The organism is Pontibacter sp. MBLB2868 (assembly GCF_051904785.1).
GTDB lineage: Bacteria > Bacteroidota > Bacteroidia > Cytophagales > Hymenobacteraceae > Pontibacter.
Genome location: NZ_CP196710.1, coordinates 2,287,802 through 2,314,062, shown reverse-complemented (window position 1 = coordinate 2,314,062; position 26,261 = coordinate 2,287,802). Strand labels below are relative to the sequence as shown.

19 protein-coding genes and 1 pseudogene are annotated in these 26,261 nt (G+C 48.4%); 12 read left to right on the top strand and 8 right to left on the bottom strand.

Going from position 1 to position 26,261, the window contains the following annotated elements; translation table 11 throughout:
- Window positions 1-212 precede the first annotated feature (212 nt).
- From ACSX1A_RS09890 to ACSX1A_RS09855, 8 genes are all read right to left on the bottom strand, one after another.
- Window positions 213-755, bottom strand: coding sequence for a serine acetyltransferase (locus ACSX1A_RS09890; protein ID WP_439883468.1), 543 nt, complete (start codon window positions 753-755; stop codon window positions 213-215).
- Between the two features lie 296 nt (window positions 756-1,051).
- Complete coding sequence (locus tag ACSX1A_RS09885; RefSeq protein WP_439883467.1) at window positions 1,052-2,272, bottom strand: serine hydrolase domain-containing protein; 1,221 nt, start codon at window positions 2,270-2,272, stop codon at window positions 1,052-1,054.
- A gap of 243 nt (window positions 2,273-2,515) precedes the next feature.
- Window positions 2,516-3,223, bottom strand: coding sequence for a pseudouridine synthase (locus tag ACSX1A_RS09880; RefSeq protein WP_439883466.1), 708 nt, complete (start codon window positions 3,221-3,223; stop codon window positions 2,516-2,518).
- Between the two features lie 126 nt (window positions 3,224-3,349).
- Entirely contained in the window at window positions 3,350-4,483 is a 1,134-nt protein-coding gene (locus tag ACSX1A_RS09875) for a VIT1/CCC1 transporter family protein (RefSeq protein ID WP_439883465.1), read from the bottom strand.
- Window positions 4,484-4,501: 18 nt separating this feature from the next.
- On the bottom strand, window positions 4,502-5,155 hold the full coding sequence (locus ACSX1A_RS09870) for an efflux RND transporter periplasmic adaptor subunit (protein WP_439883464.1): 654 nt from the start codon (window positions 5,153-5,155) through the stop codon (window positions 4,502-4,504).
- A gap of 18 nt (window positions 5,156-5,173) precedes the next feature.
- Window positions 5,174-5,647, bottom strand: coding sequence for a hypothetical protein (locus tag ACSX1A_RS09865; RefSeq protein ID WP_439883463.1), 474 nt, complete (start codon window positions 5,645-5,647; stop codon window positions 5,174-5,176).
- Window positions 5,648-5,651: 4 nt separating this feature from the next.
- Window positions 5,652-10,022, bottom strand: coding sequence for a CusA/CzcA family heavy metal efflux RND transporter (locus ACSX1A_RS09860; RefSeq protein ID WP_439883462.1), 4,371 nt, complete (start codon window positions 10,020-10,022; stop codon window positions 5,652-5,654).
- Window positions 10,023-10,439: 417 nt separating this feature from the next.
- Window positions 10,440-10,826 carry a hypothetical protein gene (locus tag ACSX1A_RS09855; protein ID WP_439883461.1) on the bottom strand — a complete coding sequence of 129 codons (387 nt, stop codon included), beginning with the start codon at window positions 10,824-10,826 and terminating at the stop codon, window positions 10,440-10,442.
- Between the two features lie 795 nt (window positions 10,827-11,621).
- Between ACSX1A_RS09855 and ACSX1A_RS09850 the strand changes: the two genes are divergently transcribed.
- The 12 genes and pseudogenes from ACSX1A_RS09850 (at window position 11,622) to ACSX1A_RS09795 (ending at window position 26,260) form a co-directional block, all read left to right on the top strand.
- Window positions 11,622-12,812, top strand: a complete 1,191-nt coding sequence (locus ACSX1A_RS09850; protein ID WP_439883460.1) for a site-specific integrase — start codon at window positions 11,622-11,624, stop codon at window positions 12,810-12,812.
- Window positions 12,813-12,837: 25 nt separating this feature from the next.
- Window positions 12,838-13,794, top strand: coding sequence for a hypothetical protein (locus ACSX1A_RS09845; RefSeq protein WP_439883459.1), 957 nt, complete (start codon window positions 12,838-12,840; stop codon window positions 13,792-13,794).
- A 159-nt stretch (window positions 13,795-13,953) separates the two neighbouring features.
- On the top strand, window positions 13,954-14,079 hold the full coding sequence (locus ACSX1A_RS09840; protein WP_439883458.1) for a hypothetical protein: 126 nt from the start codon (window positions 13,954-13,956) through the stop codon (window positions 14,077-14,079).
- A gap of 3 nt (window positions 14,080-14,082) precedes the next feature.
- Entirely contained in the window at window positions 14,083-14,322 is a 240-nt protein-coding gene (locus tag ACSX1A_RS09835) for a helix-turn-helix domain-containing protein (protein WP_439883546.1), read from the top strand.
- Window positions 14,316-14,528, top strand: a pseudogene (locus ACSX1A_RS09830) (helix-turn-helix domain-containing protein); the annotation flags it as partial. The gene ACSX1A_RS09835 and the pseudogene ACSX1A_RS09830, both read left to right, overlap by 7 nt.
- An 18-nt stretch (window positions 14,529-14,546) precedes the next feature.
- Complete coding sequence (locus ACSX1A_RS09825) at window positions 14,547-15,086, top strand: hypothetical protein (protein WP_439883579.1); 540 nt, start codon at window positions 14,547-14,549, stop codon at window positions 15,084-15,086.
- Complete coding sequence (locus tag ACSX1A_RS09820; protein WP_439883457.1) at window positions 15,052-15,765, top strand: hypothetical protein; 714 nt, start codon at window positions 15,052-15,054, stop codon at window positions 15,763-15,765. Before ACSX1A_RS09825 ends, ACSX1A_RS09820 begins: the two co-directional genes overlap by 35 nt.
- Entirely contained in the window at window positions 15,762-16,247 is a 486-nt protein-coding gene (locus ACSX1A_RS09815) for a hypothetical protein (protein ID WP_439883456.1), read from the top strand. The genes ACSX1A_RS09820 and ACSX1A_RS09815 overlap by 4 nt, the downstream gene beginning before the upstream one ends.
- A 3-nt stretch (window positions 16,248-16,250) precedes the next feature.
- Window positions 16,251-16,439 (top strand): hypothetical protein, encoded by a 189-nt coding sequence (locus tag ACSX1A_RS09810; RefSeq protein ID WP_439883455.1) that lies wholly within the window; start codon window positions 16,251-16,253, stop codon window positions 16,437-16,439.
- Between the two features lie 256 nt (window positions 16,440-16,695).
- Entirely contained in the window at window positions 16,696-17,346 is a 651-nt protein-coding gene (locus ACSX1A_RS09805; protein ID WP_439883454.1) for a hypothetical protein, read from the top strand.
- 51 nt (window positions 17,347-17,397) lie between these two features.
- Window positions 17,398-18,090, top strand: a complete 693-nt coding sequence (locus ACSX1A_RS09800) for an SOS response-associated peptidase (protein WP_439883453.1) — start codon at window positions 17,398-17,400, stop codon at window positions 18,088-18,090.
- Between the two features lie 916 nt (window positions 18,091-19,006).
- Window positions 19,007-26,260 (top strand): HYR domain-containing protein, encoded by a 7,254-nt coding sequence (locus ACSX1A_RS09795; protein WP_439883452.1) that lies wholly within the window; start codon window positions 19,007-19,009, stop codon window positions 26,258-26,260.
- The last annotated feature ends 1 nt before the right edge of the window (window position 26,261 follow it).

Sequence of the window (26,261 nt, the reverse complement as noted above, 5' to 3'; positions counted from 1 at the left end):
ATGCTTCCAACATAGGTATTTATAATTACCGGATTAAATATACTGCTATAGGAGTTACCCAGTTTTTTAGTTTACAGGTAGTAGGAGGACTGTATACACTAATCCATTAGTACATGATACAAGCTTACTGAGCATGAAGTAGTTGCTGCATGTCTGGAGCGATGGTTCAGTTTTAATTCTGCCGGGGGAGGAATCCCCTTTTATACTTTTGTCTAAGCTTCAACCGGAGTCTTTTTTATGGATGTCTCCTGTTCCACGGGTGTTATCATCCTTATCACTCTCGCTGGATTGCCGACAGCTACAGCATTATCGGGTATATCTTTCACCACTACGGAGCCTGCTCCGATACGTACATTATTGCCAACCCTCACTTCACCGATGATACAGACATTTGACCCTAGTTCAACATTATTGCCAATTACAGGTGAGCCCGAGTAGGAACCATCATCGTACCGGATATTACCAAGCGTGGTGGAGTGCCTGAAAAAGCAATTTTCGCCAATTATGGTGCACCCATTTACTACCAGGGCATGGCCGTGGCCGAGGTAGAATCCTTTGCCAACTGTCGTCCAATGGGGCAACTCTATGCCCATGAACCATTCTACTAAGAGTTTATAAAATGCAAGGTAAGGGAGCCAGATGATCCTGAAAAACTTATTGATAGAGGCCGGACGGGCAAGGCGGAACAACACCATGACAATTCTGCCTTTCAAGTTGTTCTTATTTGCATTCCAATCCTGAAATATATATGACATACTATACTTGTTGTTAGCTTAAGTCTGACTTTACGACTAATTTGGTCATTACGTTTCGGGTAAACCTCCCGGAAAATCAGTTTAAAAGTGCAATTGATCACTCCTGATGCTTTTATGCCATCATCACTTGAGGAAACAAGCTTTTCAGGGCAAAAGGCTTTTGATTAAATAACCAGTTTGTCGGTTGCGGTGCACATCTGTTGTATAGGTGTGCACCGCAACCCTTGCCCCACCAGGGAGGGGGATGAGTTATACTTACCAGGTTTTTAACTATAAAGGAAGGCGTTAAACCTGGGTTATTGATTTAATGCAGTATGCGTAACTTTTGAAGTATCTGAATTGCCGTTATCCTGAACGGGTTGAGCGGGATACAGAAAATGTTGAAGCTCCTTCATATATCTCAGACTTCCGTTAGATACGTTTGTCAGCACAATTAGAGCGCTGTGATCCTTGGGGTTCCGTAGCAAATAGGAGTTATAGCCATGCCACCAGCCAGCATGGTATACGACTGTGTCACCGTTATCAAGCGGCCGGATACGCCATCCAAATCCATAATCTTCGTCTTTGTGCTTACGTAAGCGGGAGCCGGTGAAAGCTTCCTGAAGCGTCTCCTGCTTAACCAGCTTCTCTGTGTAAAGCGCCTGGTCCCACTTGTATAGGTCTTCCACGGTGGAGTAGACGCCTTTGTCACCAAGCACAGTATCCAGGTAATCCGGTAGTTTCTTCCTTCTGCCGCCAACATGCCCTATAGCTACATTCTCTTGCTGCGTATTTAAGCTGTCGTTATAAGTAAAGGTATTATTCATGTGCAGGGGCTCAAAGATCTGCTTTTGCATAAAAGTGGCAAAAGGAACACCTGAAGCTTTTTCTACAATGGAAGCTAACAACATGTAACCCGTGTTGCTGTAATCAAATCTGGTATTAGGCGGAAAATATTCTCTGGGGTGATGCACTGCCATCAGTTGCAGAACATCTCCGTTGGTAATGGGGACACTTCTGTCTGGCCAAAGTTCATCGCTGAAATAAGTATAATTAGCTAGACCAGACCTATGGGTAAGCAAGGCACGTATGGTGATGCCCTGGTAAGGAAAGTCAGGGATATATTGCTGCACACTATCATCATAGCTGAGCTTGCCCTGCTCTTTCAATATCATGATTGCCATAGCCGTGAATTGTTTGGATACGGAGGCAAGCTGAAAAGCTGTTTGCGTATTTAAGGTGTCTTTGTGCTGAAAATCAGCATATCCAAAGGCCCCTTTATATATCACCCGGTCATACTTTGTAACCAGCACGGTGCCATTAAATCCTTTCCGCTTATTAAAGTAAGTGAAAATAGAATCAAGTTGGGTTCCCAGTTTAGTAGCAGTCTTTTTGGTAAATGATGCCGGTACTACCACCTTCTGCCGGGTAGTCTCTTGTTTTTTGGGATGAGAAACTAACTGAGGCTTATCTTTTTTTGTTTCCTGACAAGAAAAGAGGGATAAGCCTACCAGGAATGCGATGAAACATCTGGTCAAAAGAAACTGTAATCTAAAAAAGGTCATACTTCGAACTGCCAACACAAAAACCTGGTTAAATATAAATTAACATCTCCAGTATAACGGCTTAAATCTTAAAAAATTCCTTAGGTCTTGAATTTACAAATGCTTTGTTAAGTCTGTTCTGAACTCGCTCCTCCCGTAGCAGCCACACTTTTGTGACTACTATTGCAACGGGTTTTGGTGAGATAAAGAGAAGCAAGTCCCATACCAGGCAATAAATTAGGTAGCTATCTTTTGCAATAAGTCATTGATTTCTGACTGACTTAGAAAACGCCATTCGCCGAGTGCTAAATTTCCGATGTCAAGGGTAATAATACGGGTACGCACAAGTTTCTCCACCTGGTATCCCAGTTTATAGCACATTCTCCTGATTTGTCGGTTAAGTCCCTGGGTCAGGATAATGTTAAAAGTTGTTTCATCTACCTGGCTTACTTTTGCGGGCCGCGTTTTTTTACCCATAATGACAACACCTGCTGCAAGGCATTCGATTGCTTGCGGTGTTAATGGCTTATCCACGGTAACCTTATATTCCTTTTCCTGGTGCTTTTCTGCGTGTAGTATCTCAAAGGATACTTTTCCATCATTGGTGAGCAGCATAAGTCCTTCTGATGCTTTATCAAGTCTTCCTACAGGGAAAACACGATCTGAAACGCCCAATGCTTCTACCAGGTTGTTCTCTATTTGAGCGTTCATAGTAGATTCTACGCCCTGTGGTTTATGATAAGCTATGTATATATTCTTTATTGATTCCTTAACCACTATGTTATCCACCAGTACCTCATCTTCCGGTAAAAGCTCCTGACTCAATGTTGCCTGTTTACCATTAACCAATACCCTACGCGACAGAATGTAACAAATAGCATCCTTGTTTGACAGGTTTAGTGTCTGAACAATAAAATATTTGAGAGAGGAAGTAAAGGCTTTCATCACTAACTAAACTGCAGGGTAAGAGGTAAGGCGTAATTCTTGAAGGTGTAAGTTAGCAAACACTTCCTTGTATTGGTGCTATACTTATACAATCCTTGTCACTGTTAAAGTGATTCATTAAAAAATCTATCCTGCAATAGATACACCAATTATCTTACCAATAATGTACGTGATAGCTGCTGCAGCAAGGCCGAAGAGTACCTGTCTAAAACCGGAGTACCAGACACTTTTACCCGTAAAGAGCGTAATGGCTGCGCCAATTACAAAAAGCCCGACAGTGCTAAATGCGAGGCTTTGTATGATTGCTGCATAGCCGGAAGTATAGAAAAATGGAATAACCGGAAGTATGGCTCCTAAAGCAAATAGCAGAAAAGACGCAATTGCTGCTTCCCAGGGTGATCCTTTCAGTTCATCCGGGTTAATGCCAAGTTCTTCCTTCACCAGAATATCATGGGCACGATCTGTATCCTCAATGGCAGATACAGCCATTTCGTGCGCCTGCGATTGAGGTATGCCCTTGGCCATGTAAATAAGTGCAAGTTCCCGCATTTCGCCTTCGGGGTTAGTCTCGATCTCAATCATTTCCAGTGCCATTTGCCGTTCGTACAGCTCCTGTGAGCTTTTTACCGAGATCCATTCGCCCAGCGCCATTGACAGCGCTCCAGCTAATAAGCCTGCCATACCCGCCAGCAGCACCCCGCTTTGGCCATCAGTAGCGCCGGCCACACCCATCACCAGGCTCATGTTTGATACTAACCCGTCGTTGGCACCAAGCACTGCGGCCCGTAAAGCATTTCCGCCAATGCTCCTGTGTTTTCCCTCTATCCGGGAGATATGTTCTCCGGCAACTTTGCTCTTGTTGTTGATCAGGTTCTGCAATATTTTTACATGGTTTGCCTCATCGCCTGAAACAGGGATCTGCCCTTGTTCCTTCAACCTGACCTGGGCAGCCCCTATACTTTTCTCCGTATCCATCAGGACACCAATCACATAACCATAACCCAGTACTTTGCCGATCTTATCTAGCACGCGGGCACGCCATGAGGGAGTAGGCAGTTCTACTTTTTTCCCCTCGCGGCTAAACCTTTCGATCATTTTTGCAGCATGTTCATGCTCTATGCCGCCAAGTTCACGGAACATGTCAGCAATGGCAGGAACACTTTCTGCATCTGCAACGCGATTATATAAAAAAGCAGCGTCAACTTCTGTTTGTAAGCTATCAGTATACTTGGTATCCTTGTTCAAATGCGTTGCAGCCATTATCAAATATGTTAAGGTTTAGTCTTCCTGCGTTTTATTTTTAAGCTTCATCAGCAAAGTATAGGCACCTTTGGTGGCAAAAGTCTGTTTTTCGGGTGCTAATCCGGAACTTGGCAGCAGTGCCGTATATCCATGCTCCGAATTACCTGTTTCTGCTTCTATCATTTCAAAAATGCCGTTTTTTTGTACCACAAATACATACTCTTTGTTACCAAAATGCACAAAAGCATCCTCGGGTAAAGTATAGGCATTCCTGCTTTGTACTTCCACTTCAGCGTTCATGAACATACCAGGTACCAGGGCTGGCGCCTCTCCCTGCAGGTGACTGTGCACTTCTACAGCCCTGTCATCGTTTACGTCCTTGCCAATGTAAACTACCTTTGCTACATACTTTTTCTCTGGCTGGTTGGCACGATAGGCAACCACTTTCTGGCCGATATCCAGCTTGTCCAGGTCCTTCTCAAAAACAGTTAACATTAGGTGCAGATCGTCGGGGTCCACCAGTTCAAAAAGCACATCAGTTGGTACCACGTATTTTCCGACGTTAACGTTTATTTTGGTCACGTAGCCATCAATGGGGGAGTAGAGGCGCAGGGTGCGGGTGAGTTTGTCTTCGGTGAGGCTGTTAGGATTCACGTTCACCAGGCGCAGCTTTTCGGCTAGAGCCTGCAACAGTACCCGCTGCCTTTTTTATTCTGAAAGAGTTTGTTGGTATACTTTATCGCTGGTGGCTTTGCTCTGATTCAGGTCGCGTTGACGAGCAAATTCATCCTCCAGGTATGCTAAGCGCGCTTTAGCTGTCAGGTAATCCTGCTGCAGTTCAATAAAGGCTTGATCTTCCAGTTCAGCCATCAGCTGCCCTTTCTTCAGATGCATGCCCGGCATCAGTTCGATTCTTTTAAGGTAGCCCCCCAGTGGCACACTTACCGAAACGATATTCTGCGGCGGCGCCTCCATCACACCGTTTACCTGCAGGGTAGCGGAAATATTCCGGCGCTCCGGCTTTCCTGTTTCTATGTTTGCATTCTGCATCTGTGCTGGTGTGAGTTTTACCAGGTTTGTCTCTGTAGTTTGCTCTACCACTGACTCTACAGGTTGATCTGTACTACAGCTTATGAGAATTAGCGTAGCAAAAATGCTTATTATATACAGTGTTTTTTTCATGGTATTATCGAATTCCGGTTAAGGTGGTGATCTCTAAAATACTTTGGTTATAGTTTCGGACAGCCTCGATGTATTCTGTTTTAAGGGAGATTGCCTGCCCCGTGAGCAGTACCCACTCAAGGTAATCTATCTCGCCGTTTCGGAACTGCAGTTCGGCTGTTTCAAGTATTGAGTCGGCATTGGGCAAAGCGGTTTGTTCATAGTAGTTTACCATGTCTTGTGCTATCCGGAACTGTTCTGCAGCCTTTTGCAGCTGGGTTTGCAACGCTAGTTTACCGGCTTCATAACTATTAACCGCAATCTGTTCCTGCAGCTGGGTTGCCTGAATGCGGGCTTTCTGCGCTCCAAAGAAAAGAGGCACGCCAATGCCTACCTGCACAGCGGAGAAGCGATCTCCGGTAGTGTAGGTTCGTTCGATGCCATCAACGCTTTGCACCCCTTGTATGCTTTGGTTGGAGTAGCTTATGAGCAGGTCGGGGAGGAGGCGTGCTTTCTCTGCTGCTGTCCGGGATTGATCTACTTCCAGTTGCTGCTGCAGTACCTGCAGGTAAGGGTGCCTGGCAATGACGGAGCTATCATACAACGTTTCAAGCTCCATTTTAAGCGGGTGGGTGGCCGGCACATATAGGGTGTCGGTGTGCAGCAGAAGCTTAAACTGTTGCTGAAGAAGGATGATCTCCTGCTGTAACTGCTGCAGCTGTTGGCGCACCTTTCCCCTTTGAGTCTGGGCCGTGTTTTTCTCCAGTATGTTGCTGGCTCCTTTTGCAAATCGAAGCTCTGCGTTACGCTCAAAGTTAATGTAAAGGCTATCGGTGCGGAGCAGCAGCTGTTTTTTGGCGTTTGCATAGAGCATCTCAAAATATACCTGCGTCACCTGCCGTTGCAGCTCATAAGCGGTCAGTTCAGCCTGTAGTATACCCTTCTTCCATTCCTGCTCCAGTAGTTGCTTCTGTCTGGAATAGGCCATCGGTAACTTCAGGCCTTGTGATACCGAAAAGCGGGTATCGTTGTAAGCACTGTTAAACTGTCCGTACTCCGTTGTCACCACGGTTTGGGGTAAGTCCCAGGCTGTACCTCTCAGCTTTTGCAGGGCTGCTGCCTGCAAGCGGTCGTTCTGCAGCTGAGGGTTTTGTTCGAGCGCTGTGGCTAGAGCTCTTTGTAGAGAAACAGGCTGTTGTGCCAGCCCCAGGTGTGGTAATAGCAGGAGGCAAAGTATACCCACAGCTGTTGTAGCTGACTTTCTTGTGTGTTTTTCAGGATGAGGGCTATTTTCAAAGAGAATGTAGAGCGAAGGCAGTACAAACAATGTTAGTAACGTTGCTACCAGTAACCCGCCGATTACTACCGTAGCCAACGGACGCTGTACCTCAGCACCGGCTCCTGTACTTAAAGCCATTGGCAGAAATCCCATGGAAGCAACTGAAGCTGTCATCAGAATAGGCCGAAGACGCGTTTTAGTGCCCTCCAGAACAATCTCATGCAGGTCTCTGCCGCCGTCTGCCCGGAGGCGGTTAAATTCAGCTATCATCACAATGCCGTTAAGCACGGCAACTCCAAAAAGGGCGATAAAACCGACACCAGCCGATATACTGAAAGGCATATCGCGCAACGCCAGCGCAAATACACCACCAATTGCAGAAAGTGGAATAGCAGAATAAATGAGCAAGCCATACCGTATAGACCGGAAGGCAAAGTAAAGCAGCAGGAAAATGAGCGCCAGCGATACCGGCACCGCCAGTGAAAGGCGCTTGCGGGCAGCCTCCAGGTTTTCGAAAGCACCGCCGTACACAATGTAGTAGCCCGGGGGCAACTGCATCTGATTTGCTACCTTCTGCTGCAGTTCATCCACAATACTCTGCACATCACGACCCCGGACATTAAAACCTACGATGATGCGGCGCTTGGCGTCCTCACGTTGTATCTGATAGGGTCCTTCCTCCAGTTTTACATCAGCCAACAAATACAATGGCACCTGCTGTCCGGATGGGGTAGGAATGAGTAGATTCTGAACGTCAGCCAAGTTCTGGCGTAGCTCACCCTGCAGGCGTACCACTAGTTCAAAACGTCGCTCACCCTCAAATATCAATCCGCTGCTGACACCCGCAAAAGCTGCATTTACCGTACGATTGATGTCGGCAATATTGGTGCCGTGCTGAGCAATGGCGGCATGGTTATACTTGATAACGATCTGCGGCATACCCGTCACAGTCTCCACATACAGGGCCGTGGCACCTTCCACGGTGTTTACTATATTGCCTAAAAGGGTAGCATAATGTGCCAGCGTATCCAGATCTTCCCCAAATATTTTGCAAACCACATCCTGCCGTGCACCAGTCATAAGTTCATTGAATCGCATCTGCACCGGGTACTGAAAACCAGCCGTAATTCCCGGTACATCCTGCAGGGCTTCGCCCATTTTCTCAGCTAACTCATCAAAAGTAGAAGCGGAGGTCCATTCTGCCTTCGGTTTCAGAATTACCATCATGTCACTGGCTTCAATGGGCATCGGATCAGTCGGTATTTCGCCGGAACCGATCTTTGTTACCACCTTCTCAACTTCCGGGAACCTGTTTAAAAGTATTCCCGATGCCTTTTGTGTGGATTCGATGCTGGTATTCAGGTTGCTACCCGTCAGCACGCGGGTATCCACGGCAAAGTCACCTTCTTCCAGCGCCGGTATAAATTCTCCTCCAAGTGACAGCAGCACAAGCACAGCACTCGCAAACAGCAGCCCGGCACTGGCCACAGCCATTTTAGGGTATTTTATGACGCGACGCAGGCGTTTTTCATAAAACCGTTCCAGTTGGGCCATCAACTTATTAGAGAAGTTTGTTTTATGACTAACCTTCTTGCTTAAAAACAGCGCGCTCATCATAGGCACATAGGTAAGCGAAAGTATAACGGCACCGAGCAGGGCAAAAGATACTGTCATGGCCATTGGCTTAAACATTTTACCTTCGATGCCCTGTAGCGTCAAGATCGGCAGGTAGACAATGAGGATAATGACCTGTCCGAAAATGGCACTGTTCATCATGCGGCTCGCCGAGTGCTTCACAGTCTTGTCCATTTCGGATTGATGCAATCGGGCAGTGTTGCCAAAGTGTTTATTCACTTGAAAAGTATGGAGCACTGACTCAACAATAATTACTGCTCCATCTACAATCAGACCGAAATCCAGAGCTCCCAGACTCATCAGGTTACCGCTCACGCCAAAGCTGTTCATCATGATAATGGCAAAGAGCATAGACAAAGGGATAACCGAGGCGACCAACAGCCCTGCACGTAAATTGCCGAGAAACAACACCAGTACAAACACTACGATCAGTGCACCTTCTGCCAGGTTCTTCTTGACAGTATCAATGGCATTGTTCACCATTTTAGTTCGGTCAAGGAACGGTTCGATCACGACTCCTTCGGGCAGCGTCTTCTGAATTTGGGCAATTCGCTCTTTTACATTTTTAATAACTTCGTTGCTATTGGCTCCTTTCAACATCATCACCACCGCACCGGCCACTTCCCCCTGGTTATTATAGGTCATGGCGCCATAGCGAGTAGCATTTCCAAAGCCTACCTCGGCTACATCACGCAGGTACAGAGGAGCGCCATTTTCTGTATTTCTGATAGCAATTCCCCGGATGTCGTCGAGGCTACCCAACAGGCCCTCGCTACGAATAAAAAGTACTGCCGGTCCTTTGTGAATATAGGCACCCCCCGTATTTTGGTTGTTGTTTTCCAGCGCAGTAAAGACATCTGAAATGGTGATGCCATAAGACTTTAACCTGGAGGGATCCACCGCTATTTCATACTGCTTCAGGTAACCTCCAAAGCTGCTCACATCGGCTACGCCTTGAACACCCAACAACTGCCGCTGTACAATCCAGTCCTGAATGGTGCGCAACTCCATTGCGTTGTATTTGGATTCATAGCCTTTTTTTGGCCGTACCACATACTGGTAAATTTCTCCCAGGCCGGTAGTAACTGGGCCTAACTCTGGTGTGCTCACACCCTGTGGAATCTGGGATTGTACACCTTGCAGCCGCTCCGTTACCTGTTGCCGGGCCCAGTAAACATCCACCCCATCTTCGAACACGATCGTCACCAGCGAAAGGCCAAAGCGGGAAAAGCTTCTAATTTCTTTCATTCCCGGAATGTTGCGTGTGGCTTGCTCTACCGGAAACGTTATCAGGCGCTCTACATCCGGCGCACCCAGCGATGGCGCCACAGTAATGACCTGCACCTGATTATTGGTGATATCCGGAACTGCATCTATAGGTAGTTGAGTAACGTTGTAAGCTCCTGCCGCTATGAGTGCCAGTACCAGAATACCGATGATGAGTTTGTTATGAATGGAAAAGGAAATGATCTTGTCAAGCATGGCAATCCTCCTTTCTTATTTTTTTATTTTGCTTTTGAGATAATGCAGATGTGCAGGCTGTGGAGCATTTGGTTGCTCTGCTGTACACTTGTATAACAGCAAGGGACGTAAAAGGGTAGGAGCCTTATCCGGATTTGGTTGATGGATAAGGCGGTAGAGAATAGCTGTAGTTGCAGGAATGCCAATTGATCTTTCATAGCGCTGCTTTTGCTCTAAATGAGACCTTACGCTTCTGCCTGTTATGCACTTAACAGACAGGATATAAGGCAGCAGCAAATGAATATGTAAATGATTCATTGCTTATTCTTATGTTTTACGTGATTTTATTGTGATTGCCGGTACTAACTTCGTTTATTTAAAGAAGTAAGCATAGCAGCCTTACCCATCAAATTTGACGGTAGGTGGGTATAAGAGAAATTAACAATACTTTGGCGGTTGCCAAATCGTAAAAAGGAATTGTGAAGGTAAAGAGCTGTCGTTCTCGACGACAGTAAAAGTGGGTGGTAATTGAGGCCGGGCAAACTTTAGGTCCGGAAAGTAGGCTGGCATAAAGACCTGTGCACTGGCCGTGGCTAAAAAATCAGTTGTTTTAAAAGGCAACTGCATATCACGTTCATAGTCTGCATCTTTTACTTTACCACTGAAATAATGGATCACAAGAAACTCTAAAACAGTAATGTCCTTCTCAAGTGCCTGATGTTCTCGGAAATGCTCACCCAGCAATGGAGCCTTCTGCAACTGTTCTAGAACATTGCCCGTGCATGTATACACTAAAAGGAGTAATATGGCTGTAAGCTGTTTCACTTGTACAAATATACGCAAACCATAAATTTTGGTAAAGTCCAATAGCCTGATATTGATCAGGCTATTTTATGATATTCATTCTATACTTATGCTATGGGAATGTATAGGCAGGGGTTACTAAGTAACTCTTTAAGCAATGAAGCAATGATTAATATGGATAAACTGAAACATGTATTACATAGCATAATCTTCGTCATGTAACGTATCACGCGTTATTATATATGTGGGTGAAAAGCATGAATTGCAGGATGGGAAGCCTTACAATTCTCTTTTTATGGTTTTAGGAGTAGATGCCCGTATCTGAGGCAAATCTGGGAAAACTTCCTATTGCATATCATGCCTCCGGTTGTTTCAAAAACCAGATGTTTGGATAGTATATAGTCTTTCTATTTAGGTCTAGGTAAATGTGCAGGGTAGAATGCAGCTACAGGCGATGTTGTTTCCGAGGGTGTGTATTATGATGGGGAAATGATAGTTATCGAACTTAAAATGCAGATTGCTTTTTCGACCTTTCCAGCCTCGTGCAGCAGTTTTTGGAGGCAAAAGAAAAAGGGAAAAGTGATTGTGAAATCAGCTTTTCCCTTTCAGTAGCCCGTAGGGCAACCCAGCCCCTGACTCTTGCCAACCAAGAACATATAAAACCGCTTTTACAGCCGTTTTAGACACTTTTGTCATGCAGGATTTGGCTAAGTATAGCCGTAACAAAATATATTTTGTTACTTTTTTGTTACTCTCATTTGCTTTTGGTACGTTTGATGGTCTGCAAAAAAGAATCAAAATAATCCAACGAAACCCATGGCAACACCCTCTATCCAAGCAGCTCCAGCTAAGGTGCCCCAGACCCGTGTGGTCGTGAAAGGCAAGCTTGTAAAACTACGTGCCCGCCTGCTCCCGTCCGGCGGCGAGTCCTTCTACCTAGACTATAACGAGAACGGAAAGCGAAAGTACGATTTCCTGGGACTTCACCTGACAGCCAGCCCCAAAACGCCGGAGGAGCGGACAGCCAACAAAGACAACCAGCTGCTGGCAGAGCGCATTCGCTCGGAGCGGGAACTGCAGCTCTCCAAGAACACGCTCATCGTGAAGGCGTCTGTGCAGCGAAAGGCGAACTTCCTTGCTTTCTTGGATGAGTACACGGAGCTGTACCCCAAGAAAGACGCCCGCGTGATCAAAGCCATGGCCTCGCAGTTCAAGAAGTTTGTCGGTAACCCGCCGATCTTTCCCTTCAGTGAGGTGACCGTGCGGGTGTGCTCCCGTTTCCGCCTGTACCTGGAGCAGCACTGCTCGGGCTCCACACCCTACAACTACTTCAAGAAATTCCGGAAAGTCCTCAAAGAGGCCATGAAGGAGGGGCTTATTGGGCAGAACCCAGCAGAGGAGGTGGAGAACCGCCACACGGCGGGGATTGAGAAGGAGGTGCTCACGATGGAGGAGATCCAGAAGCTGGCTAATGAGGAGTGTTATCTGTCGGAGGTTAAACGCGCTTTTCTGTTTAGTTGCGTGACAGGGCTTCGCTTCTGTGACGTGAAGGATTTGGACTGGTCTTCCATTGCCGAAAACGTGATGCGCCTCAAGCAGCAGAAAACCAGCAAAGACGTGGTGGTTAACCTGAACAAAACGGCGCTTCATTTACTGGGGGAGCGGCCAAAGCCGAAAGAAGCTGATGCAGACAAATCTGCAGCAAAGAAAAGAACCAGGGCAGAGGAAGACAGGAACCGTCGCCAACCGGTGTTCAACTTGCCCTCTAATACCACCTGTGCCAAGCACCTGCAGAAGTGGGCAGACAAGGCGAAGCTGAACAAGAAGGTCACCTGGCACTGTGCCCGCCACTCTTTCGGTACGAATCTCTTGCTTTCCGGGGCAGACATACGCTCTGTGTCGGGTCTGCTGGGGCACTCCAGTTTGGTGGAGACCCAAAAGTACGTCAGGCTCGTGGATTCCCTGAAAGAAAAGGCGGTGGAGAATCTGCCTGTGATAAACTTCTAATTAAAACACATTCTACAGCTTGAGTATGGATGAATCAGTTGAGCATCTGAACGACAATATCCTGCGGCAGTATCCTACAGCAGTTGCTGAGCGCGTGCAGGACTGGGCTTCGAGGGTTCTTCGGGAAGGATACACTTTAGGGTTAGAAGATGTTGCTTTACTACATAAACAGTTAGTTTATGAAGCGGTAGATGAACACAGCTTCTATGTACAATTAACAGCAGCTTATCAAAAAGCTCATAAAGCTCTACTTCGATGTAAAGGAATACTTCAGGATATAAGACTTCGACTTACAAGTGAAGTAATAGAGCAGGAGCTAATTAAGAAGTACCTTAACGTAAGATCTGAAGAAGAAGCCGCTGAATTCATCATGAGTCCCAGGGATATATGGAATTACCTTCAGGTAGAGAAAGAGCCGGTAAAGATCAGAGTTTTTTTGGATGAGCTTATCGGGTTACTGCAGCAGGGATTCGACAGTTGGATGTCCTCAGGGGACTTGGCGCCCACACTTCAATGGAAAGAAAGCTCTTTAAAACGCAGGCAGTTGGACGCTCTCTTTACTGAATTGAAAAAGTTAGGCTTTATCTATTCCCAGACTTCCCCTGAACACTTTTTCCTGCTGTTCACTTCTAACAGAGCCCCTGTTAAAGTGGTGTGGATGCAACGTGGCCTGCCTAGCCTGATTTATCTGTCAGAAAGGTTACTACAAGAATCATTGCTCGAAGCACCAGCACAGATGCTTCAGGCTGCAAAACAAAAAGAAGCTTTGGCGCTTGATACTCTAGTCATTCCGTGGCTATACGAAAGACTAGTTTCTAGCTTTGCCTATGTTGATTTGAAGGGCAGCTTAAAACACGTTACCCATGGCATGCTCGTTGACGCGCGTTATAGAGCCTGCCTTTACAAAGAAAGTAGTAATTCTTTACCATCTTGGTCCTACAAGCTGGATGATGTGGTAAAGAATGTTCTAAAGATTAAATAGTTACTAGATCAACGGTTTTAAGAGCGCTGATTTTTGTTGACAACTAAGAATTTACCCACATTCTTAATCTTATTTGTTTGCTATGTCCGACGCTGAAACGTCGGACATTTTCTTTTGGGTAAGGCTTATTTACTTTCACAACTCCAAACAAAAACAGTTATGGAAAAAGTAAACCTTACAGAGTTGTTCGACCGCCTCGCAGCGAAGCAGGACGAACAGGTAGCCTTCACCAAACAAGGCATGGAGTTGCAGACAGAGCTGCTCCACAATATTTACCAGTCCTAGGCCATAGAGGCCAAGCAAGTCTTAAACGCACGGGAGACTGCCTACATGCTGGATGTGTCAGAGGACCATCTCTACCGCCTGACCAGCCAGCGCAAGATCAAATTCTACAAGCCCGAGGGCAAGAAGAATTACTTCCTGAAAGAGGACGTGGTGGCTTTCATGCTGCGCAACGAACAACGCACCGCTGACGAGATCGCACGCACGGCTACTGCCTACAAGGGGAAAGGGGGCAGGTCATGGTAACTGTGCACAAGCCCCACAACAAAGCGGTAATCCCGCACCAAGTGCGCTTCAACAGGCTCCTGAACGCGGCCGAGAAGATGTTCTACGGGGAGCTGGTGGCCCTGTGCGGAAGCAAGAACCACTGCTGGGCCAAGAACGCGCACTTCGCCGCGCTGTTCGACAAGAGCACCAAGAGCATCTCCCGCTGGCTCAAGAAGCTGGAGATGCTGGGCTATGTACGGACGGTGGTCAACCGCGAAATGTTTGACCGCCGGGAGATCCATTTACTGCCCCTGGTAGGGACAAATGAAGGACAGGCCCCAGACACGCCTGTCCCGTCCCATGGACAAACGCGTCACCCGGAGACTGGGTCACTCCTTATATATAAGAATGACATAAGTAATGACAACAGGAATGGCGGAACAGAATGGAGCGGGGGCGCTCACCCGTCTGTTAAAAATAATTCATTTTCATTTTCAAATGGGGCTACGCCCTCCGTTGAGCAGGTAAGGGCCTGCATGCAGGAGCTGCCCGACACACTCACCGCGGGGCTAGACCTGGTGGAGGAGTCCAGGAAGTTCTATGTCAACTACTCGGCCAATGGCTGGGTGATGGGCAGCGCCAAGATGAGGAGTCTGCTCGCCGCCGTCGAAAAGTGGATTACCATGTCTCATATTTTTAACCAAAAACAAAACAGAATAGATGCAATCAATAGCCCTTATAGCGCAAGGAAAAGACCTTTTAAGCACCTTGAGATCAGGAAGTACGAAGGAACCCAGTTCTAATCGTCCTCTGGACATGACAGCTGAGCAGCTGCTCCAAAACGTCAGGCTGCAGCATGAGAGGGAACGGCGGGAGAAGCACCTTTTTAACTGGTCCGAGGAGTTTTACGTGGATGCGCATAACCTGGAGCCTTTGCTCCGGATATGCGCCAACTTCACCCAGGACCCGGTGGCGCTCAGGCGCTATGGCATGAAGCCGAGCAAGGGCCTGTTGGTCACTGGATTACCGGGACAGGGCAAGACCCATTTCTTTCACCTGCTGCGTATTTGCCTGAACAGGGCCGGCGTGGACAAGTCCTTTGCTGTCAGGCACGTGCAGGCTTTGCTGCATGAGTTTGAGCAGTTCGGGTCTGGCATCATCAAAAGCCTTGCCCAGGTGCGACTCCGGGGCAAGGACCTGGTGCCGGTGCTCTACGATGACATACTCTCAGAGCGCCCGGCACGGCACTATGGTGGACCGGAGATCATGTTCATGACCGAAGTGATCGAGGAGCGCTACAAGCTGTACACTTACCAGAACATCCTCACTTACTTTACCACGAACTACCGCAGTGAAGAAATCCTGGGCACCTACGGCGAGCGGACCCTGGACCGCATCCTGGGCATGTGCAACGTGGTGGTGTTTGAGCCGGAGGCAACCAACTGGCGCACCTTTGATCCATCTAACGTAAAGCCATCATGAAAAAGAAAGCAGAACGCACCATGCCCGTTGCCGGCCGCGTCGATTGCTTCACCGATGCGCAACTGCGAAAAGGGGCAGCCGGACTGGAAATGAGCATGTCGCAGTACGTTTCTTACCTGCTCACCACCACCCTGTTTGGCACAGACACGCATGTGCTGCAGGAACGCCTGGTTGAGGTGACAAGCAAGCTCGAGGACCTGCAGCAGCAGGCAAGGGAGGAGAGGGAAGCCGTATGGGAACAGGAGCCTTTCGTCACGCTGCTACAAAAGGTCCTGCACAATGAGGGGGTGCTGGAAGAGCTTCACGCCGCCTATGGCGCTGAGCCCATCCCCGTGCAGCTGATGCGAGACAGGGGCTACCATGCCGGCTTCTTTTTATCCGGCGAGAAAGTAGACGGCAAGGTCTACCACTGCACGGGCCGCTTCGCCTGGTCCTACGCGGACAGGGGTAAAACATTAGTAACCATCCTCAAGCGCAGTTAACCTATGGAGACATTCGAATTTGAACTGACGGCAGCTGACCTGGAGCTGGGTCCTGCCGCAACAGACGCAGGCAGGTCATCCGGCCTGCTTTGGATCCTGCTCTTGGTAGGGGTGGTCGTATTGGGTGTGGTGCTATACCTTGCACTTGCACCCGGTCCGCTCCCGAGGAAAAAAGCGGTAAGAGAACAGTAACAGACAGGATGCTCCCCCCCGGCATCCTGTTTTTGCTTTCTGCCAGGTGCAGGCGGGAAGGGAAATCAGCTGCTGAGAGTATGTTACAAGTTGTAACGGCGGGCACAAAAGAGCCGCGGTTATAATTAACTTTCACTATATTTAAAGACATTAACTACACGCCCTGTTGGCGTAACCTTGTGTTACGCTGTGCTGCTTATAGAATTGGCCGCAGTTGCAGGTTACAAATGAGGAAACAATCTGAAGAACTTTCTCTATGAGGCTACTGGATAAATGGTGGGCGCTGCTTCTTATCTACTTTTGGACCGTCCTGTTTGTGGTTGTCTTTGAGGTGAGCGGCAATCACAGTACATACCCAGTTTACCTGGCGCTCGCCGCCGGTGTGCTGGTCTTTGCGTCCGTTGTTCACTTGCTTTCAAAAAAGCAGTGGCTGAAGGCCGTAGCCGGCGGCGTGGTGTCCTTTGGCATTACGGTAGTGGGAGCAGGCGTGGTCTTCATGGCCGGCGCGTTTCAAAGCGTAACAAAGGGTAACACCAATACGCTGGATGAAGCCTTCTACAGAGCGGAGTTTGAGGATCACACGCGCACCCTTTTCCCGGCATCGGCCAGCTTTCTGGCGAAAGATGAAACGGTGCAGGGGATGGGCTTTGAGAATGAGTTTGACGCACACTGCCTGGTCCGGCTTCCGAAGGCGGAGTACCAGAAGCTGCTGACTCAAGTCACCTCGAATCCTGAGTTCATGAAGGACAATGCCGCGCCGGATTTCAGCGGAACAGTGCTGGCCGGAAAGGTAAAAGCGGCGGGTTTTTCCGCCTCCTACTCGCACGATGATCCCGGCTACAGCTGGTACACCGTAAGCTTCCACGAAGACGGGGAAAGCGTAGCTTTAAAGATCTCGACCTACTAAATAGCGGAAACAGAAATAGGTGTTACAAAAAGTAACAAAACAAAATAACATATGTGCGGCAGATACTCGGTGGCGGTCAGCGTCAAGGACAAGAACAACAAGGCCAGTAAGGTGGCGAGGCTGCTGGAAGAGTACCAAGCGCCCGCACGCTACAACGCGGCCCCGTCACAGTCGTTACCGGTTGTAACCGCAGATGAGCCGGAGAAACTGCAGCTGTTCTCGTGGGGATTGCTTCCTAATTGGGCCAACGACAGAAGCCAAACAAACAAGCCGATCAACGCGCGGGCGGAAACGCTGCTGGAGAAACCTAGCTTTCGTGGGTTGATAAGTCGCAGGCGCTGTCTGGTACCAGCTGACGGGTTCTATGAGTGGCGCAAGACAGGGGATGGCAAGGTGCCTTACCGTTTCCTCCTTAAAAGCGAAGCGCTGTTCTCGTTCGCAGGGCTTTGGGACGAGTGGACTGACCCGGAGACTGGGGAGGTGGTGGACTCTTTCACCATAATCACCACGGAGGCAAATGAGCTCATGCGGCCGATCCATGACCGCATGCCGGTGCTGCTGCATCCGCAAGAAGAGGAGCTGTGGCTCTCTGGTGAACAAGCAAATGAACATCTGTTGTCTTTGCTCAAGCCTTATCCGAGCGAGGAGATGAAGTTCTATCCTGTGTCTTCGCTTGTTAACTCTCCGGCCCATGATTCGCCTGAAGTACTGGAGCCAGCTCCGGAGCAAGGGAGTTTGTTTTAACACAAACACAAGTGCTGCAGCTTTCAAGTAGAGACATTTAAAGCCTACATCTATAGGTATAAACTATCATATAATTCGCCCATCAACAACTTTAGTTTTACTGAACCAACCTTTTTTGTAAATACCGTCAAGATCAGGTTTACCGTACCCAAACTGGACTACCACTAACTATCCCTTTGATTCTGTTGCCACCATACTCTATTTTGCTGCCATCGTGTTGCATTACTTTATATAAATAGCATTCCATCATCAGCTCCCCATCTTTCACTTCATAGCCAACTTCAGTATCAAGAAGTCTATAAAACCCATTCTCGGGGATGGTATCTTTCTCTGATATTGTAGCAGTGATGTGTTTTTCTTTTCAAGCATGGTAATCTCTTTTTCAGTAAACCGCTTAAGGTGCTGAAAGTAAATCTCTTCTATTTAATAAAATTAGGTCAACACCAAACATTATAACAGATAACATATTTCATGAGCTAATCTTCAGTTGTGTTTAGTTAATAATTAGCTGAGTTTTAACGTGCCAGTTACACTTTTTGCTGCTAAATTATTATCACTGTCCCTTCCTGTTTAGTTGCCATGAAAGTCTTATAATATCATAATATAAACATATAAATATTGAAATAATTTAATATATTGCGGGAATTTTATTGGAGATGGTTTTATGTCTCATTGTGCTGTATAAAGTCATCCTTCAAGAGAAACAACTTCAATGTTAAACTCATCAAACTTATCAGTCTTTCCATTTTTTTAATTCTTCATGAAACAAATTTACACTAGTACTTCAAGGAGAAGTTGTAAGGAATCGTTGTGTTCTTTCAGTAGGAAGTCCACAATAACTGGTTCTGCTAATTCTCTAATTTTCTTTGGTAAAAAGTTATTACCATTTAGGGTCGCTAAATGTGTCTCCTTATTATTGATTCTTTTTTACCTGTCACTGGGTCAGAGCTGGGGGCAGACAAGTGGTAGATGGATGCCAGTTGGTACAGCAGGATTCTCTGCAGGAAGTGCTACCCATACTTCTATAGCACTAGACCCGAATGGTACTCCTTATGTAGCTTATAGGGATGGGGGGAATAGTAACAGAGCTACTGTCATGAAGTATGATGGCACTGCGTGGGTAACAGTAGGTGCAGCTGGCTTTAGTTTGGGAGAAGCTTGGAATATATCGCTGGCTGTAGATAAAAATGGCAAGCCCTATTTAGCTTACACTTCTGGATACAACGGTAGTGTAAGTGTTATGTCTTATAATGGAAGCGAATGGGAATATGTTGGCTCTGCAGGTATATCAGCTGGTGGTGCACAATATACGTCTCTTGCTTTAGACAGTAAGGGCATACCTTTAGTTGCTTATACGGATTTCGTCCATGAAAGCAGAGCTACGGTGATGAAGTTCAATGGTAGCACATGGGATGTTGTAGGCTATCCCGGCTTCACAACAATGAATGGTGATATGAGCCAAACAACCTATATTTCTTTGGCCCTAGACACAAATGATATTCCTTATGTAGCTTATGCAAGTGGATTTAATTGGACCCGAGGCTATGTAAGCAAGTTTAATGGAACTAACTGGGAAACTGTAAACAAAAACGGTCCCTTCGGAGGTACATTTTCAATTTATGCATCAGCGAGTACCTCTTCACATATCTCGTTAGCAGTCTTAAATGGTATTCCTTATGTAGCATATCGTGATCAGGCGGATGGTGGTAAAATTTTGATTAAAAAGTCAAATGGTAATGGCTGGGATAAAATAGGCTCCTCATCTGCAGAAGGGATATACACATCAATCAATTTGTATAAAGGTGCAATATATGTCGCATATCAAGATGGGTGGCTCGATCAAGATGCTTATATGTTAAGATACGGGACCAGCTACTGGAATATTTATGGCAAACTGTCTGAAGGTGGAGCTGGTTATACCTCTCTTGCTTTAGATGCAAATGGTACTCCTTATGTGGCTTATGTAGATAAGTCAAAAGGAAACAGGGTTACAGTAATGAAAGTTGCAGGGGCACCAACTATCACATCACAGCCATTAAGCAAAACAATCACTGGTGGGGAGAGTATTAGTTTTACGGTAGAGGCTACTGGAGATGGGGCATTCACTTACCAGTGGCAGGTAAGTAAAGATGGGGGAGCCACCTTTAGCAATGTGAGTAACAGTCTGGGATACAGTGGAGCCACTTCAGCCAATCTGGATATAGCTAATGCACCTATTTCAATGAATGGGTACAAATACCGTGTGTTAGTTAGCAATGGTACAGTTTCATATACTACTGCGGCTACATTAACAGTGAATGTGCCAGCCTTTGATAATACCCGTGCTTGGACTGTTACCGGAGTCAGAGGTTTCTCAGAAGGTGGAGTAAAATTTACTTCTTCTGCCATCGATGATAATGGTGTGTTTTATGTGGCCTATAGGGATGAGAGTAAAGCTGGCAAAGTATCGGTAATGAAATTCAATGGTACAAATTGGATAGAAGTAGGTAGTACAGGTTTTTCAGCAGGTCAAGTTGATTATGTCTCTCTAGCTTTGGATGCAAGCGGTTTGCCTTATGTAGCTTACCGTGATTACAACAACAACTTTAAGGCTACGGTAATGAAGTTTGATGGTACCAATTGGTCTCCAATTGGTACAGAAGGATTTTCGACTGGTTCGGCAACTTTCAATTCTTTAGCTATAGACGCGAGTGGAGTTCCATTTTTAGCTTTTCGTGATGGAGCTGTTAGCTATGGAGCTACTGTTATGAAATTTGACGGGACAAGTTGGAAAGTTGTGGGAGTAGCAGGTTTTTCAACGCCTAATGTCTCTTACACTTCATTGTCAGTTGATACTAATGGTATGCCTTATGTAGCATATAGGGATGAGGCAAAGAATGGAAAGGTGTCGGTGATGAGGTACAACGGTACGAGCTGGGAACTAGTCGGCTCAGCTGGATTCTCGCTAAGTTACGTGCACAATGTAATTATGGATATTGATGCTAATGGTATGCCTTATGTAGCATATAGGGATGGTGGTTATGCTATCACAGTAAAGAAATTTGATGGAAAGAATTGGGCGTTAGTAGGGCCTGTTGGATTTGCAAATAGCGTAGCTTATGAACTTTCCTTAAAACTTGATTCTAGTGGGGTTCCCTTTATCGCTTATCGTGATGAAGCAAAGACCGGAAAGGTGTCGGTGATGAAGTATAACGGTACGAGCTGGGAACAAGTCGGATCAGCTGGGCTCACCGCAGGGGCAGCAAGTAGTATTTCTTTGGCGATAGGTAAAGGTAACACACCTTACGTAGCATTTCAGGACGAAGCTGAAGGATATAGAGCCTCAGTAATGAGATTTGTTCCTCTAGCCTCTTCAAACGCTGATCTTTCCTCGTTGGCAGTTGACCTGGGTACGCTGACGCCTGTATTTGTCAGCGGCACTACCGCTTATTCGGCTTCAGTTGTCTACCCTGTTGCCTCTGTTAAGATCACACCTACTGTGGCGGACGCCAAGGCCACCGTGCAGGTGAACGGCAGCAGCGCCACGAGCGGAAGTGCAGTGAGTGTTCCTTTGACAGTCGGGGCTAATACCATCACTGTGCTGGTGACGGCAGAAGACGGGACGCAGAAGACCTATAGCGTTACAGTGGAGCGTGCCGCCGCATCAACCAATAACAATCTTACTTCTCTTACACTCAGTGCTGGCACGCTTTTCCCTGCTTTCGATGGGGGAACGGTAGCTTACAGCGTCTCCGTGAGCAATGCTACTGCCTCTGTTGCCATTACCCCAACGGTAGCTGATGGCACCGCCACCGTGACAGTGAACGGCACAGTTGCCGCAAGCCGAAACGCCTCCACGGTAAATCTTGCCATTGGTGCGAATACGGTAGAAGTGAAGGTGACCGCGCAGGACGGCTCCACCAAAACCTACACGCTCACCATAGAGCGGGCGGTGCCTGCGCCTTCCATCATGGCACACCCAGCTGATGTGAGCGTCTGCCCGGGCAGTAGCACTTCTTTCTCTGTTACGGCCAACGATGCTGTTTCTTACCAGTGGCAGGAATATACCACCGCTTGGCTAGACATAGCAGACGGCGGCGTGTACAGCGGGGCCACCACGGCAGAGCTTGCCATCTCCAGCACCGCCGGCCTGCACAACAGGCAGTACCGGGTGGTGGTGAAAGGCGGCAGCGAGCCGGACGCAGTCTCCAATGCAGCCACCCTTGCTTCAGAGGATGCCGTGCTGCCTGTGGTAACATGTACAGGCGACATGGCCCTGCCAGCAGACGCAGGCTCCTGCACGGCTGTCGTGACAGTTGCAAAGCCAACCATGTCCGATAACTGCGGAATCGCAACGGTAGTGAACAGCTTCAACGGCACGGATGACGCCAGCGGCACTTACCCTGTGGGCGTCACGCAAGTTACCTGGACCGTGACGGACAAGAGCGGCAACGTGAGCACCTGCTCGCAAAAGATAACGGTAACAGATGCACAGAACCCAACCATTACGGCCCCTGCCGCAGTTACTGTAAACACAGATGCCGGGAAGGCCACCGCCTCTAATGTGACCCTTGGCACGCCGGTGACAGCAGACAACTGTTCGGTGGCCCAGGTGACCAACAGTGCTCCGTCTATTTTCCCGCTCGGTAACACCACCGTTACCTGGACGGTAACGGACGGTGCAGGCAACACAGCCACAGCCACGCAACTGGTGACAGTGAAGGACGCGGAGGCACCGGTGCCAGCAGTGGCAAGCCTGCCGAAAGCAACGGGTGAGTGTGCTGTCACGGTAACACCTCCTAGGGCCACAGACAATGTTGCCGGAGACGTTACCGCTTCCACCACTGATCCGCTGACCTATGCTTCACAAGGAGTTTTCACCATCAACTGGACCTACAGCGATGGAAACGGCAACACCGCTGCGCAGACACAGCAGGTAGAGGTGAAGGATGTCACTGCGCCAGTACTGGCAAGTGTAGCGCCGATCACAAAGAACAATGATTTGGATGCATGCGGGGCAGTGGCTACATATGCCTCGCCAACGGCTACGGACAACTGCGGCACCGTGGCCCTTGAGCAGACAGCAGGTCTTGCCTCAGGCTCTTTGTTCCCGGTGGGCACTACCACCAACACCTTCGTAGCAAGAGACGCGGCGGGTAACACCTCCACCAATAGCTTTGACGTGACCGTTACCGATGCGCAGAAGCCAACGGTGATCACCAGGAACATCACAGTCGCGCTGGACGCTTCAGGTGCAGCCACGATCACACCGGCGATGGTGAACAATGGCTCCACGGACAACTGCGGCATCGCAACTGTTACCTTGGATAAGACTACTTTCAATTGCGCAAATATGGGAGCCAACTCTGTAACGCTGACGGTGACGGACGCAAGCGGCAACAGGCAGAGCAGTACAGCCACTGTAACGGTGGAAGACAAGACGGCTCCGGTGGCGAAAGCCAGGGACATCACTGTGCAGCTTAATGCCAGCGGTAATGCTGTAGTTACTGCCGCTGATATAGACAATGGCTCTACGGATGCCTGCGGTATTGCCTCATTGGCTCTGGACAAGACGAACTTCGACTGTTCTAATGTGGGCACCAACCTAGTAACCCTGACTGTTACCGACAACAATGGGAATACATCCACAGCGACAGCAACCGTGACAGTAGAAGACACAACTGTTCCGGTGGCAGTTGTGCAGAATATCACCGTGAGCTTAAGTGCGGCTGGTACAGTAACGATCACGCCGGATCAGGTAAACAATGGCAGCTCGGATGCGTGCGGCCTGAAGCAAATGGCCTTGGACAAGGTAAGTTTAGACTGCTCCAATATCGGAGACAACACCGTTACCCTGACCGTGACCGACAACAACGGCAATTCGGCAAGTGCGACAGCAACAGTGACTGTGATAGACAACACAGCACCAGTTGCGGCTGCCAAAAACATAACAATTGCTTTGGATGCAATGGGCAACGCAACAATCACTGCAGCGGACATAAACAACGGAAGCTCTGACGCCTGCGGTATCAGGTCCATCGCCCTGGACAAGACCAGCTTTACCTGCAGCAATGTGGGAGCGAACCCAGTAACCCTTACAGTGACTGATAACAATGGAAATGTATCTACGGCCACAGCCATTGTAACGGTAGAGGATAAGACTGCACCAACGGCTATAGCTAAATACATCACCGTTAATCTCGGTGCGAACGGAACGGTTAGCATATCGACAAGCGACGTGAACAACGGTTCTGCTGACAATTGCGGCATTGCAACTGTATCGCTTGATAAGACTTCGTTTGACTGCTCTAACGTTGGTGACAATGAGGTGAAACTTACCGTGACAGACATCAATGGCAATGCAGCTTCCGCTACGGCCATCGTCACAATCAAAGACGAAACTGTACCGGTTGCTTTGGCTCAGGACATCACCGTAAGCCTTGACGCTGCAAGCGGCACGGCCTCCATTACGCCGGAGCAGGTAAACAACGGCTCAGCCGATAACTGCAGCGTTGCCACACTCATGCTTGACAAGACAAGCTTTGATTGCAGCAACGTAGGCGCTAACCTAGTGACGCTCACGGTGACGGACGCAAGCGGTAACAGCTCAACGGCCACAGCCACGGTGACAGTTGAGGACAAAACGATGCCTGTCGCAGCAGCAAAGAATGTCATGATTCAGCTTGATGCCAATGGCTCTGCAGTTATCACTGCCGACGACGTGAATAACGGCTCGTCAGACAACTGCGGCATAGCATCCATGACCCTGGACAAATCCTCCTTCGGTTGCTCGGATGTGGGAGCCAACACCATTACATTGACAGTAGAGGATGCAAGCGGCAACAAGTCTACAACTACTGCAACCGTGACAGTAGAGGACAGCGCGGTACCAGTGGCCCTTGCTAAAGACCTGACGGTTGAGCTGGATGCTACAGGCAACGCCTCGATCATTGCCGCACAGGTAAACAACGGCTCCACGGATAACTGCGGTATCGCTTCTTTGTCGCTTGACAAGATGAGCTTCGAATGCAGCAACATAGGCGCAAACACAGTTACCTTGACAGTTGAGGATGCAAGCGGCAACCAATCAACTGCCACAGCGACAATCACGGTAGTCGATAAGCTCGCCCCTGCCATCACGGCCCCAGCGGCAGTAGTGGCGAACGTAGACGCCGGCAAGGGTACTGCTTCAGGCGTAGCTCTGGGCACGCCGGTAACTGCCGACAACTGCGGAGTGGCTGACGTAGCAAACGATGCGCCGGCTGAGTTCCCAGCAGGCACCACCACGGTGACCTGGACAGTGACAGACGCATCGGGCAACAAAGCCACGGCCACGCAACAGGTAACTGTTAGGCCTGATGTTGCCTCTGTTGCGCAGCTGGCCACCATCAAAGTTCCGATCAGAACGGCTTACGCCAATGTGCCGCTTCCTGCAACCGTGGAGGTGACCTACACCAACAATGAGAAGCAGCTGTTGAGCGTCACTTGGGCACAAGGTACTTACGATGGCTTCGTTGCTGGTTCTTATGAGCTAACTGGCCAGTTGATACTTGCCTCAGGCACAACGAACCTTAATGGTAGAACTGCCAAGGTAACAGTGGAGGTGCAGCCGAACAAAGTGCCGACGGCCCTTCACTTCAGCGCGACCACCTTCAAGCCGGAGGCAAAGGCTGAGGAAGTAATCGGTACCCTGACGACCACGGACCCAGATGACAACCAGTTCGTCTACACGCTGGTGAGCGGCAGCGGGGACACCCACAACAGCCTGTTTGAGGTAGTGGGGGACAAGGTGCACCTGAAGTCGAACAACGGCCTCTCCGGCCAGACGCAGTTCACCTTCAGGGTTAGAAGCACGGACCCTTACCAGAACACGATCGAGAAGAGCTTTACCCTCTCCAAGGAGAACTACTCTAAGCCAGAGGCCCAGCTGAAGATCGTCAATGCCTTCTCACCGGATGGCGACGGCATCAACGACACCTGGTTTATCCCGGAGCTTCGCTTCTACAACGAAGTGGAAGTGGAGGTGTTTGACCGCTCCGGGGTTCGCGTGTTCCACACGACCAACCCTGAGCAGGGCTGGGATGGCAAGGACATGAACGGGCAGGTGCGCCAGGGGGCTTATGTCTTCATCGTGCAGGTGAAAGACACAGGCATGGTAAGGAAAGGTGTTGTGACAATTCTTAAGAAGTAAT